Origin of the sequence: Bartonella fuyuanensis, from assembly GCF_014197255.1 — a bacterium.
Taxonomy (GTDB): Bacteria; Pseudomonadota; Alphaproteobacteria; order Rhizobiales; family Rhizobiaceae; genus Bartonella; species Bartonella fuyuanensis.
In genome coordinates this window covers 1-12,768 of record NZ_JACIFE010000014.1, presented here as the reverse complement: position 1 = coordinate 12,768, position 12,768 = coordinate 1, and the positions used below count along the sequence as shown (strand labels likewise).

The window sequence follows — 12,768 nt, the reverse complement described above, 5'->3', positions numbered from 1 at the left end:
CATGAAAGTACCTCTGAATGGCCAATATGAAAGTATGGAGTTTGACATCGTCATTGTCGGAGCAGGACCAGCAGGGCTTTCTGCTGCAATTCGTTTGAAACAAATTAACCCTGAACTTTCCGTCACAGTCGTTGAAAAAGGTACTGAAGTTGGTGCACATATTCTTTCTGGTGCAGTTATTGACCCTATTGGTATCGATACACTCTTACCAGAATGGAGAAATGACAACGACCATCCCTTCACAACCCCTGTTACCCGTGATCAGTTTTTTTTTCTAAAGCCCCAAAAAGCGACAATCTTACCCGGTATCTTGCAGCCAAAAATCTTATCAAATGATGGGTGTTATATCGTTTCACTTGGGAGTGTCTGCCGTTGGCTAAGCAAAAAAGCTGAAGCATTGGGTATTGAAATCTATCCTGGCTTTGCCGTAACAGAGACCATTCAAAACAATAATGGAGCTATCATTGGTGTTCTCACCGGTGATATGGGGCTTAACAAAGATGGAACTCCTGGAAAAAATTACATACCTGGTATGGCTTTATTAGCAAAATATACTCTGATTGCGGAAGGAGCACGCGGCTCAATTGCAAAACAACTAATACAAGATTTCAACCTTAGCAAAAATCGTGAACCACAAAAATTTGGTCTTGGTCTCAAAGAACTCTGGAAAATTGATTCTCACAAACACCAACGCGGTTTAGTGCAACATTTCATCGGTTGGCCCTTAGACAATAATACCGGTGGTGGTGGCTTTCTTTATCATCAAGAAAACAATGTCATTTCTGTCGGTTTTGTAGTGCACTTAGATTACAAAAATCCTTATCTTTCTCCTTTTGAAGAATTCCAACGGTTTAAAACACATCCAAAACTCTATGAAATTTTCAAGGGTGCAAAACGTCTTTCCTATGGTGCACGTATTATCAGCGAAGGAGGTTGGCAATCTGTGCCAAAACTCACCTTTCCTGGTGGAGCGCTTATTGGCTGCTCTGCTGGCTTTGTCAATGTTCCTCGTATCAAAGGATCACACAATGCTATCTTATCTGGTATATTAGCTGCCGATAAAATCGCTACCGCTCTTGCACAAGGACGTGCTCACGATGAGGTCAAAGAAATAGAAGAACAATGGCGAAAAGGGCTCATTGGTAAAGATCTTTACAAAGTACGAAATGCCAAACCGCTCTGGGCAAAATATGGAACAAAATATGGAATTAAACTTGCCGGTTTTGATATGTGGTGGCAACAGCTGTTTGGATTCTCCTTATTTAAAACACTCTCCCACGGAAAGGAAGATTATGCATGTCTTGAACCAGCAGAAAAATTTCAACCCATTGTTTACCCAAAACCAGATGGCGTTGTAACTTTTGATCGCCTTTCAAGTGTTACCCTTTCCAATACAAACCATGAAGAAAATCAACCTTGCCATTTAAAAGTAGCCTCATTAAAAAAACAAAAAGACTCTGAATATGCAATCTATGGAGGACCTTCTACACGCTATTGCCCAGCCGCTGTCTACGAATGGCTTAATCATGATAATCATCTGACTTATATTATCAACGCTTCAAATTGCATACATTGTAAAACGTGCGATATTAAAGATCCCAACCAAAATATCACCTGGACCTGTCCACAAGGCAATGAGGGCCCTTTTTATCCCAATATGTAATCCTCCAATATCTAATTATTGTTCACTCGCCTAAAATTGAAGTATACAAAATTCAATAAATAAAAATATTTATCTTAGATCAAAAATCTATCAATCACCTTCCTGCATACGCTTTTTCACAAGGGAAACTGGACTCTATTCTCATCTAAAATATTCTTCCACCACATAATTTTTTTCAACGGAAAAATATAATATATTTTTATCAAAATTTTTTATCTAAATGACAAAACAATAGCGAAGATACCTTAATCATTTTTCTATAAACACAGCCACTGCGCTCAAAAGTCTGTACAAAGAGAATCCTGTTCTGCTTTGCCTTCTCCCGTCCATGACCCAAAATACTTTTGACCCCTTTCTACGCAATAGCAACCGTTTCATCTAGCCAAGAGTAAAACTCCTAGAAATGTACCTCAAGTTTGTTTTATCTCCTACTCTTTAACAAACAATTTTCACTAAAGCAGACCAAGAATGAATGTAGAAAAAGAAAACATTGCATGATAGAGAGCATGCTTATTTAATTACTTTCAATGTTTCTACTAATTAGGCACAAAAAATCTGAAAATCACCGCACCCTCTTATCCTCGAATCAAGGATGACCTATCCATTCCCTTGTCTCTAACCTTTCCAGATATAATGCAAAGAATGTGTACAAAGATCATAAGAATAAACAGACGAAAAACTATAAGTATTAGCATTATCGGAAATAATCTTTGAAATAAACCAAATATCTCTCCAATTCATTCCCACTCTATTCCACTTCGATTTGAGTAATCTTTGAAACGAAAATAAGTTTGTAGAGAAAGAGAAAATGACAAAATGAAATATTTTTTATAAGAATTTATATTTGATCAATAACGATACAGTTAATTGTTTATGTTTAAAAAGAATCTGTTTCCGTTTGCTCAGAAAAACAGTTTAGATATCGGATGAAACATTAGAAAAATGGGTGTTATGGGGATAGTCTAAAAAGTTTAGCTTTTTAAAAGAATACATCCAAACATGAGATAGAGTAGGCATGGATAAAATTGTTTTTTAGTTCTCAAAGAAAAAACTTTATAGAAAATTATAAAGCGGCTAGGATGTTGATCACATCTAGAGTCCATTTCACTGGAAAAAATAATGCTTATCAAAATAGACGATAATGTTAATGAATGTGAAATTATTTTCTTGTGATGCTATCGATTATTCGAAAAAGATAGATCTTTATAGTAATAAAAAATATGCCGATAGAAAACAAGCAAAACTAGCCTATAAAGCTTATAAGTATGGATAAAAATCTTGTGGTGAGGGAAATTTAATGAAGAGAAAAAAGCATGTGTGAAAAAGCATATTTTATAGGTGCACATGCTTATTCTGCACCCATTATAGAACCAGGGCTTTATCTTGTGGCAACACCTATCGGAAATCTCGCAGATATTACTCTTCGTGCTTTGCAAGTACTTGCAGGAATTGATATTTTAGCGTGTGAAGATACGCGGGTAACACGTATTTTGCTGGAACGGTACGCTATTCAAAAAAAACCTTTTCTCTATCATGAATATAATGCACAAAAAGCAGGTCCAAAGCTCTTAGCAGCTTTAGCAGAAAATAAAACGGTAGCGCTTATTTCAGATGCAGGAACGCCACTTATTTCTGATCCCGGATTTCGATTGGTGAAAGAGGCACGAAAAGCGGGGCATAAAATTGTTCCTATTCCTGGAGCATCAGCTTTTCTAGCCGCTCTTATTACGACAGGGCTTCCTACGGATAGCTTTTTCTTTGTAGGTTTTTTGAGTGCACGCAAGGTACAGCGTCAAAAACAATTGGAAAAATTAAAAGAAATTCCAACAACTTTGATTTTTTATGAATCACCACATCGTCTCATTGAAACTTTACAGGATATGGTTACTTTTTTTTCGGCTGATCGACCTGCCGCAATTTGTCGTGAACTAACAAAAAAATTTGAAACAGTAGATGTTTCCAATTTGGGAAAATTGTTGGAAAGTTACAGAAAACAGACACATATTCGTGGAGAAATTGTTGTGCTTGTTGGAGAATCACTTTCCTCTTTAAAAGTGATGAGTGATCAAGAAATTGATGAAATGTTATTAGAACTCGCTCAAACACATTCTGCGGCTCAAACAGCAGCTTTAGTTGCAAAAAAGACCGGTTTAAAAAAACAGAAACTTTTTCAGCGATTAAATTTTTTAAAAAATTCATAAAATGTAAAATAATGTGTGAAGACAGACAAAAAAAACAGAAACAAAAATCTTTTTCTCGAGGAATTCGTGCAGAAAAATTGGCAGCATGGTGGTTGCGTTGCAAAGGATTTTACATTGCTGAAATGCGTTTTAAAACAAAGTGTGGTGAAATTGATTTAATTGCACGGCGCGGAAATCTGGTTTTAATTGTTGAAGTTAAAGCACGTTCAACATTAACTGAAGCAATGGAAGCAGTTTCCCGAATAAATGAAAAGCGAATTGAGGCAGCAGCTAATATTTGGCTAGCACGGCAAAAAGATTATGCCCTTTTGTCTGTACGCTTTGATTTGATTGCAATTTTACCTTGGCGTTGGCCACAGCATATACCCGCATTTTTTACATCTGATAAATAAGAGGAGGTTACCGTTTTAACCATGTTAGGTCAAAAACATTTCGTTTTTATATGCATGTGCATTAAAAAGTATGTGACAATTTGAGCGCTATAGGGAGAAAAATATGGATGATTATGAAAAGTTTGCAACAGGCTTGCTCATTGTTTTTGGAGCTCTGATTATTGGTGGTTTAATGGCAATGCATATTGTACTTATGAATAAGCCAGGTTTTTTATTTGCACTAGCGGCCGCTGTTGTTGGTTGGTTTTCTGCTTTTGCCATTCTATTTGACAAGCCAAAAATCTATTTGGTCTTGATTATTCTTGCTATTTTATGTGTTACTTCCTCAATTAGCGTTTATGTTAGTTAAAACACATAAAGCGTTGATTGAACTTTCTTTTTCAATATAATACTGAGGAATAAAAATGAAACTTGGTTTTTTGGGAACAGGTAAAATTAGTGCATCAATGGTGCATGGTTTAATGACAAGCACTTTTGACGTTTTTTCCATTATTGTTTCATCGCGCAATATACAAATAGCAGAGCATCTTTCACACACTTATGATAAAGTTATTATTGCTGAAAATAACCAAGCGTTGCTAGATGTTAGTGATTGTGTTTTTCTTTGCTTGCCCAACCAAATTGCAGAAGACGTTTTGCGCTCTCTTCGTTTCCGTCCCGAACAGCTGATTATTTCCGTACTTGCTATGGCAAAAGCAGCCGAAGTGGAAGAGTGGATCAATCATAAAGTTTATCGTGCTGTTCCGTTACCTTTTGTTGCAGAATGCAAAAATTTGACACCAATTTATCCCGATCATCCCTTTTTACGCACTCTATTTGATGCATTGGGGGGCACATTGGTGCTGGATAAGGAAGAGCAGTTTAATCTTTTTATGACTGCTGGTTCACTTATGGGAGTGTATTTTAATTTTATAGAAACAGCTCATCAATGGTTTATAACACAGGGATTAAAAAAACAACAATCGGCAGAGTTTCTTACCATGATGTTTGGAAATCTTACAGATGAAATGCGTAAAATTATAGCAATGGATCGTTCTGGATCTCTCGATTTTGCACTACTTGAAAAAGAGTTTTCAACAAAAGGAGGAACAAATGAATTTCTGTCAAATTGTTTTTCTCATCAAGGTGGAAAGAGTGCTTTAACAACAGCTCTTGAGACTACTTTGCAAAAAATGAATGCTGTTAAAAAAACTGACCAACATTTTTTATCAACTTAATAAGTAAAGAGTCCTTCGTACTTTTATTTAGCTTTTCGTGAACTTGAATTGATAAAATTGTCTACTGGTACATATTTCAAGAGCAGGATAACCAGGCTTTTTAATACTTATCTCTATAATCTAACCGAAAAAACACAGATTTTATAGGGAAAAGAGTCCTATAAAATCATCAAATGAGCAGTAGAATATCAATGAATTGAAGAAATATCTAACTTTTATCCGATACTTTGTAAATAAACATAATATCTTTTGGCTTTACTTCTACTTATCCTTACAAAACACTTATGAATGCCTTTTTATAAAAATTAAATTGAGAAAACTATATAAACATATTTGGGCTAGAGAATACCAAAAAGCAGCATGATATAAAACAATAAAATCCCGACTAGCTTTTATTAACAAAAGCACTAAAAATTATTAAAAAGTTTATTGTTTTTTCAGTTTACATTTTTCAAATCCACCTCATTAGAAATGAAAAAACATCTCTCGTTATGACTCAAATATCCATTTCATCAAAATACTTTATTTTTCCACCTTCCCAACAAACTTTATAGTATTAAGATTTATATCGAATAAACTCACATCGAAAAACGCTTTTTAACACTTGGGATAAGATACCATTTTATGAAAAATGATTGATTTTTAAAATATTTTGATAAGCTTTTACAATTTTCCTAAATTATTTTCACTTTCTATTTTCTTCTTTTAGAATCAAAGCCTATATTTTTCATCTCCTTGCTTTAACGCTCCAATTTTGTTCCCCTTCAATTACCAAGTATATGATTAATTTTTTATTTGTTTAACCTGCTCCATTCAAACATTAAGACTTTCCCTTATAAAAAAACAACTACTTTTATGTATTTCATAATTGTGTTTTAGCAAACGTTTTTAAATAAATATGCATTCAAAAGAGTTTATTTTTTATTTGATCAACAATTGTACGATATAATTTAGCATGCTCATCCCTAGGCTTAGAAATAAAAATAGGAACCCCCTCATCTGAGGAAAATCGTAAAGCTGTATCAAGCGGTATTTCTGCCAAAAAAGGTACCTCTCGACATTCTGCTTCTGCCCGTGCACCACCATAGCCAAAAATATCGTAGCGTTTTCCTGTATCAGGAGCAATAAAATAACTCATATTCTCAATGAGTCCCAAAATAGGAACATTGACTTTCATAAACATTTCTATCGCTTTGCGCGCATCAACTAAAGCGAGATCCTGAGGCGTAGAAACAACCAACGCACCAGTTAATTGTACCTGTTGCGCAAGCGTTAATTGTGCATCCCCTGTACCCGGCGGCATATCAACGACCAAAACGTCTAGAGGCTCCCAGACAACATCTCGTAACAATTGCGTTACAGCTGCCATAACCATAGGACCACGCCATACTACTGGCTTTTCTTCTTCCACCAAAAATCCCATCGACATCAATTTAAGGCCAAATTTTTCAAGAGGTTGAATCCTTTTTCCGTTAATGAGTTGTGGTTTTTGATTAACAAGTCCTGTCAAACGTGGCAAGGATGGGCCATAGATATCTGCATCCATCACCCCCGTTTTGAAACCAGAATCTTGTAAAGCTAAAGCGATATTTATCGCCATCGTAGATTTTCCAACTCCCCCTTTTCCAGAAGCAACAGCAATTACATGTCGCACACCTCTTATAGGCATTTTTACAGGTAAGAGATTTGCTCTGTGTCGAGGCGTAGATCTCTTTGCTGTTTTTTCTGCTGTAAGAGTGATAAAAACAGATTCCACCCCCTCCAAAGCACACACCACCTTTTCAGCAGAACGGCGTAATGACTCCCATTCATGCACACATCCATCAGGAACGGTAATGGAAAAGAAAACCTTACCATCAGCAATCAATATTTCTGAAAGAAGTCCCAATGTCACAATATCGCTTTCAAGATCTGGTCCTTTGATTTTACGTAACACGTTGAGGACAGCCTCATTTGTAATAGGATTCACTTTTCTTCCTCTCTATAAAAATACCAGCAAATACAAACATAAGAACACTGACAATTTTAGCACTTGATAACTTTCTACTTTACTCAGAATTATCAAGTATAAATTACTTATAGCTTATCTCTTTAAAAATACGAAACTCTCCTTAGAATTAAGGAAATTCAAACACAAAATCTGCTATAAATTCCTATCAACCATGCTCATTCTACAATCACTTTAATGAATATTCTGGCAAGAATTTTGTAAAAGTCAAAATTGAGAAAACCTCTTACTATTAAATTATATTTTTAATTGAGCATATAACAATCAGTCACACTTTCCTTAATTCTTTAACGCTTCGATCATTTATTTTCTGAACATCCAATATTATTTTTTGACGCTTTAAAATATCACAAACAGTATGAAAGTATTTTGTATTTTTTCCAAAAAGAGAAAAACAATCTAAGATTGACTTTTTTTATATTTTTCCTTATGGATTAACGACCATATGATAAGATAAAATTGTTCATCTAGCGCATAACTACTCATAAAATTAAGATAAGGAGGGCCGCACTCTGCGGTATTTAAACAAATGAAACGTACTTACCAACCCTCTAAACTTGTCCGTAAACGTCGCCATGGGTTTCGTGCACGCATGGCAACAGCTGGAGGACGTAAAGTTATTGCTGCAAGACGTGCTCGTGGACGTAAGCGGCTCTCTGCTTAACCGTTTAAATTTTCACAACCGTTGATATTGCTCACTATTTCTTCGTTGTGGAGCTTTTGTTATAAACCTCTAATACCTGCAAATAGGCATCTAGTGAGATTGCGAGCTGTTCTTTATATGAAGAAAAAACATCCCTGTCGCATTCGCAAAAGAGCAGATTTTTTGGCTGTCCGTACAGGAGAAAAACGGCGTGGTCCTTTATTTTTACTCGAAGTTAAATCTCGTGAACAAACAACAGAAAGAAAATCTTCTCCTGCGCGTGTAGGATTCACTGTTACCCGTAAAAACGGTAATGCTGTTAAACGTAATCGGATAAAAAGGCGCTTACGTGAAGCAGTAAGAGTTGGTGTGAAACACATGGAGGAAGGAACAGACTATGTCATTGTAGCATATCGTGATGTATTATATGTACCTTTTACATCTTTGATTAGTGAATTAAATCGGCGGATAAACTAATAATAAAACATCATAAACAACAACTAAGGTAGTACGAATGGAATATAACCGCAATTTCTTCATCGCTCTTGGCTTATCTTTCGTAGTGCTTATCGCATGGCAATTTCTTCTTGCTCCCAAACAAGCAAAATTACAAAAACAACAAGCTATCACACAGCAATTATCAAAGCAACAAACAGCACTTTCTATCGATACTACTGATTTTTCTAATGATATCTCGACGCACAAAACATCATCTATCATCGATCAGCCAATGACTCCTGAAATCCGAAAGGCTGTATTGGCCAAAACAGAGCGAATTGCAATCAAAACCAATGAACTTGAAGGCTCTATTAATCTTGTTGGTGCACAATTTGATGATCTTCGCCTCAAAAAATATCATTTAACAGTCGATAAAAATTCACCGGAAATCAATTTGTTGAATCCTAAAGGCTTCAAAAAGACCTACCTTGCTGAATTTTATTTTACCAGTGCATTTTTGCCAACAGAAGTCTTACCACAATCTGATACACATTGGCAACTCGAGGGAAACAATACAACCCTAACCCCTTCAACGCCCATCACTTTAGTTTATAATAATGGACAAGGCCAAATCTTCCGCCGTACCATTTCTGTTGATAATCATTACATGTTTACCATTAAGGATTCTATTAGCAATGAGAGTGATCAAACAATATATCTGTCGTCCTTTGCCCGTGTTGCACGTGCAGCAGCACCAGCAGATACGAATGCAACCTATTTGCTTCATGAAGGAATGATAGGGATTGCAGGAAATTCGCTCAAAACTGAAAAATATAAGAACTTAGCAGAACTTGATCCAAATTCTGATAATGGGCAAAAGAGCATAACTTTCTCCGAAGTAACAAGAGGTTGGATTGGTATTACCGATAAATATTGGGCTGTAGCAGTTATCCCTCCGCAAGATAAAAAATACACAAGTCGTTTTATTTATTCTGATCGCTTGCAAACACATTATCAATCTGACTTGCGAGGGGCGCTTTTAACGATTGCTCCAAATGAAACAAGAACTGTAACAAATCGTCTTTTTGCTGGTGCAAAACAAGTTGAAGTCATCAATCACTATCAAAATGACCTGAAAATCCACAAGTTTGCTCTTTTAATTGATTGGGGCTGGTTTGATTTCATCACCAAACCAATGTTTTCCCTCATTGATATTCTTTATAAGCAAACAGGAAATTTTGGTATTGCCATCCTTCTGGTTACAGTGCTCTTAAAAACACTTCTTTTCCCTCTAGCCAATAAGTCTTATAAATCCATGGCGCGTATGAAGCTTATACAACCGCGGTTGTTAGAAATAAAAGAAAAATATCCCGATGACCGGATAAAACAGCAACACGCAATAATCGAACTGTATAAAACCGAAAAGATTAACCCCCTTGCCGGTTGTTGGCCAATGTTGGTTCAATTTCCAATATTCTTTGCTCTTTATAAAGTTCTCTATATCACCATTGAAATGCGCCATGCACCTTTCTTTGGTTGGATTCAAGATTTAGCAGCACCCGATCCAACTTCTCTTTTTAATTTGTTTGGACTCTTGCCATACACAACGCCAACATTTCTTATGATCGGTGCATGGCCCTTAATTATGGGAATAACCATGTTTTTACAAATGCGAATGAATCCAGCTCCCCAAGATCAAACCCAAGCGATGATCTTCACATGGATGCCTATCATCTTTACTTTTATGCTTGCTTCCTTCCCTGTTGGTCTTGTCATCTATTGGGCATGGAACAATATATTATCAATGATTCAGCAAGGTATCATGATGAAACGCCAAGGAGTCAAAATTGAGCTTTTTGATAATCTGAAAGCTATGTGGAGAAGATCACCTAAAAAAGAAGTGCATGAATGATAAAAGATTCTTCCCTTTCTGGAGTTTTTTCTCGCAATTGGATTTTTATTCGTGGTGTACCAGAAATACGCTTTCTCCCTCCTGAAGGACCACCAGAAGTTGCATTTGCAGGACGTTCTAATGTTGGAAAATCATCTTTAATCAACGCACTCGTCCAACAAAAAAACTTAGCACGTACCTCAAATACACCAGGACGAACGCAAGAGCTTAATTATTTTATACCTGATGGATTCAGTGGACAACTAGGAGATTTTCCTCCGCTAGCATTGGTAGATATGCCTGGCTATGGTTTTGCTGCTGCTCCTAAAAATTTAGTTGATACATGGAAAAATTTGATTTTTAGCTATTTATGGGGGCGCACAACACTGAAACGTGTGTATATCTTGATTGATTCACGGCACGGAATTAAAAATAATGATGAAGATATTCTTACCCTCCTCGATAAAGCAGCCGTTTCTTATCAAATTGTTTTGACAAAAAGTGATAAAATCAAATCAAATATCTTGGAAAAATTAATTATGATCACACAAACAAAGCTCCTCAAACGTCCAGCAGCTCACCCTGAAATTCTTGTAACCTCTTCAGAAAAAGGGCTCGGTTTGGAAAAATTCCGCGCTGCCATTTTGCAAAGCATCGTATAAGAGAAGGCATTCCTTATTATTAATAATTTATTAATCATAATTACGAGCAACTGCTAACGATCTTGTACTTCTAAGCAAGTATCTTTATAAAATTGATTACTTGAAAAAATTCTTATCAACTCTATTTGATCGTGTAAATTATGCTGACACTTTTTCACTCTCCCCTATCCACAGGCTCACGTTTTATACGCCTTATTCTTGGAGAATATGGTGTAGCAACTCAGCTAATTGAAGAATATGAATGGGCTAGAAGACATGAATTTCTTGCTTTGAATCCTGCTGGTCAGGTTCCTGTTTTTCTCGATGAATATGAAATTCCATTATCAGGTACCTTTGTTATCTGCGAATATTTAGACGAAACACATGGAAGTGTACGACAAGAAAATAAGCTCTTTCCCGAAAATCCTTTAGATCGTGCGGAAGTACGCCGACTAAATGACTGGTTTTTAAATAAATTTGAGAATGAAGCAACGCGCCATATTGTACGAGAACGAATCTATAAACGTGAAATGCCACTCTCTATTGGTGGTGGTGCTCCCAATTCACAAATTTTACGCAATGCTCGTGCTAATATTTTACCACATATGAATTATCTCAATTGGCTCTGTGCCTCTCGCGATAGTTTAGTCGGTTCTTCCTTGTCCTATGCAGACCTAGCAGCCGCAGCTTCTATTTCTGTACTTGACTTTCTAGGAGAAATTGACTGGGAACAAACTCCTGCTGCTAAGGACTGGTATATGCGGATTAAATCACGACCTTCTTTTCGTTCTCTTTTAACAGATCGCGTTCGCGGAATTGTTGCCAGTGCTCACTATGCTGATCTTGATTTCTAACCTCCTCTCACAACCAAAAGTAAAAACGATATTTTATCTAGAGAACACTTCTAAGTTTATAAATTTTTATGCATGGGTATAAACAATACAATAACATATTAATTTATAATCATAAAGCTTAACACAAGACTAGGATAAAAAGTATTTAAGAAATGATTTTAAATACCCTATTTAGAGCTGTACCCCTCTTAGCAGCGAAGCAAGTAAACATATCCACTCATGTTATTCTCTATTCTCCTCAATATAAAAACAGTCTGACTTTTTGTTTATCCCCATTTCTTCCCTCTTTTATGTAATTTTATTCACAGATAAAATATTGATTTACAATGACAAATAAAAATATTTTTTAATTTGATCATGAAGTTCAACTACTTTTTTCTTATTATCTTCCCTACATTTGCATCAAACCAATTTTTTCTTCTGCGTCATAAATGGAATTGGCGTGTAGAAAAATATTAAAGAAAAAATAAAAACGTCTATGAATCGCTTCAAATGCCACAAGCTGTTGTAACATTAAAAGCTATCAAAGCCTATATTGATGCTGATTTTCTTTCTTATAAAACATAAAAATAGTGATGCAGAATAAATTTTATATTATTCATAGAAGCCATCTGTTTCTAACATTCAAAGCCCTATCATGAAATGAATTTAGAAGCCTTGAAACATATTTCTTTAAGACAAGTACATAAATTAACAGCACAAGTGTCTTTTGTTTGGATAACACTTTGATTTATAATGATAATTCACTGTTTTGTATGTTGAATGAGAGTCTCGAATATCGTAAGATTCTCTCATTTCAAACCTCTCTATGTTGAATCAA

11 protein-coding genes are annotated in these 12,768 nt (G+C 35.7%); 10 read left to right on the top strand and 1 reads right to left on the bottom strand.

All coding sequences use genetic code 11. The features are described 5' to 3' along the window. Position 1 precedes the first annotated feature (1 nt). From GGR08_RS05640 to GGR08_RS05620, 5 genes are all read left to right on the top strand, one after another. Positions 2-1,663 (top strand): electron transfer flavoprotein-ubiquinone oxidoreductase, encoded by a 1,662-nt coding sequence (locus GGR08_RS05640; RefSeq protein ID WP_183194402.1) that lies wholly within the window; start codon positions 2-4, stop codon positions 1,661-1,663. A 1,313-nt stretch (positions 1,664-2,976) separates the two neighbouring features. Next, positions 2,977-3,864: a 16S rRNA (cytidine(1402)-2'-O)-methyltransferase gene (gene rsmI / locus GGR08_RS05635; RefSeq protein WP_183194401.1), complete on the top strand. Its 888-nt coding sequence runs from the start codon at positions 2,977-2,979 to the stop codon at positions 3,862-3,864. An 11-nt stretch (positions 3,865-3,875) separates the two neighbouring features. After that, complete coding sequence (locus GGR08_RS05630) at positions 3,876-4,256, top strand: YraN family protein (protein ID WP_183194400.1); 381 nt, start codon at positions 3,876-3,878, stop codon at positions 4,254-4,256. A gap of 103 nt (positions 4,257-4,359) precedes the next feature. Then, entirely contained in the window at positions 4,360-4,605 is a 246-nt protein-coding gene (locus GGR08_RS05625; protein ID WP_183194399.1) for a hypothetical protein, read from the top strand. A gap of 55 nt (positions 4,606-4,660) precedes the next feature. Next, positions 4,661-5,473 carry a pyrroline-5-carboxylate reductase gene (locus GGR08_RS05620; protein ID WP_183194398.1) on the top strand — a complete coding sequence of 271 codons (813 nt, stop codon included), beginning with the start codon at positions 4,661-4,663 and terminating at the stop codon, positions 5,471-5,473. A gap of 904 nt (positions 5,474-6,377) precedes the next feature. On the opposite strand, the gene GGR08_RS05615 is transcribed toward GGR08_RS05620, so the two are convergent. Continuing rightward, positions 6,378-7,442 carry a P-loop NTPase gene (locus GGR08_RS05615; RefSeq protein ID WP_183194397.1) on the bottom strand — a complete coding sequence of 355 codons (1,065 nt, stop codon included), beginning with the start codon at positions 7,440-7,442 and terminating at the stop codon, positions 6,378-6,380. A gap of 568 nt (positions 7,443-8,010) precedes the next feature. On the opposite strand from GGR08_RS05615, the gene rpmH reads away from it, so the two are divergent. From rpmH to GGR08_RS05590, 5 genes are all read left to right on the top strand, one after another. After that, entirely contained in the window at positions 8,011-8,145 is a 135-nt protein-coding gene (gene rpmH / locus GGR08_RS05610) for a 50S ribosomal protein L34 (protein ID WP_005864709.1), read from the top strand. Between the two features lie 117 nt (positions 8,146-8,262). Continuing rightward, positions 8,263-8,601 carry a ribonuclease P protein component gene (rnpA, locus tag GGR08_RS05605; protein WP_183194396.1) on the top strand — a complete coding sequence of 113 codons (339 nt, stop codon included), beginning with the start codon at positions 8,263-8,265 and terminating at the stop codon, positions 8,599-8,601. A gap of 37 nt (positions 8,602-8,638) precedes the next feature. Beyond that, positions 8,639-10,474 carry a membrane protein insertase YidC gene (yidC, locus tag GGR08_RS05600; RefSeq protein WP_183194395.1) on the top strand — a complete coding sequence of 612 codons (1,836 nt, stop codon included), beginning with the start codon at positions 8,639-8,641 and terminating at the stop codon, positions 10,472-10,474. Then, complete coding sequence (gene yihA, locus GGR08_RS05595) at positions 10,471-11,115, top strand: ribosome biogenesis GTP-binding protein YihA/YsxC (protein ID WP_183194394.1); 645 nt, start codon at positions 10,471-10,473, stop codon at positions 11,113-11,115. The genes yidC and yihA overlap by 4 nt, the downstream gene beginning before the upstream one ends. 140 nt (positions 11,116-11,255) lie before the next feature. Then, on the top strand, positions 11,256-11,948 hold the full coding sequence (locus tag GGR08_RS05590) for a glutathione S-transferase family protein (protein ID WP_183194393.1): 693 nt from the start codon (positions 11,256-11,258) through the stop codon (positions 11,946-11,948). Positions 11,949-12,768: the final 820 nt, after the last annotated feature.

What these genes read in the sequence shown, in the direction of transcription:
- GGR08_RS05620 (WP_183194398.1), top strand. Translation starts at nt 4,661, where the DNA reads ATGAAACTTGGTTTTTTGGGAACAGGTAAAATTAGTGCATCAATGGTG.
- GGR08_RS05590 (WP_183194393.1), top strand. Translation starts at nt 11,256, where the DNA reads ATGCTGACACTTTTTCACTCTCCCCTATCCACAGGCTCACGTTTTATA.
- rsmI (WP_183194401.1), top strand. Translation starts at nt 2,977, where the DNA reads ATGTGTGAAAAAGCATATTTTATAGGTGCACATGCTTATTCTGCACCC.
- yihA (WP_183194394.1), top strand. Translation starts at nt 10,471, where the DNA reads ATGATAAAAGATTCTTCCCTTTCTGGAGTTTTTTCTCGCAATTGGATT.
- GGR08_RS05630 (WP_183194400.1), top strand. Translation starts at nt 3,876, where the DNA reads ATGTGTGAAGACAGACAAAAAAAACAGAAACAAAAATCTTTTTCTCGA.
- rnpA (WP_183194396.1), top strand. Translation starts at nt 8,263, where the DNA reads ATGAAGAAAAAACATCCCTGTCGCATTCGCAAAAGAGCAGATTTTTTG.
- rpmH (WP_005864709.1), top strand. Translation starts at nt 8,011, where the DNA reads ATGAAACGTACTTACCAACCCTCTAAACTTGTCCGTAAACGTCGCCAT.
- GGR08_RS05625 (WP_183194399.1), top strand. Translation starts at nt 4,360, where the DNA reads ATGGATGATTATGAAAAGTTTGCAACAGGCTTGCTCATTGTTTTTGGA.
- yidC (WP_183194395.1), top strand. Translation starts at nt 8,639, where the DNA reads ATGGAATATAACCGCAATTTCTTCATCGCTCTTGGCTTATCTTTCGTA.
- GGR08_RS05640 (WP_183194402.1), top strand. Translation starts at nt 2, where the DNA reads ATGAAAGTACCTCTGAATGGCCAATATGAAAGTATGGAGTTTGACATC.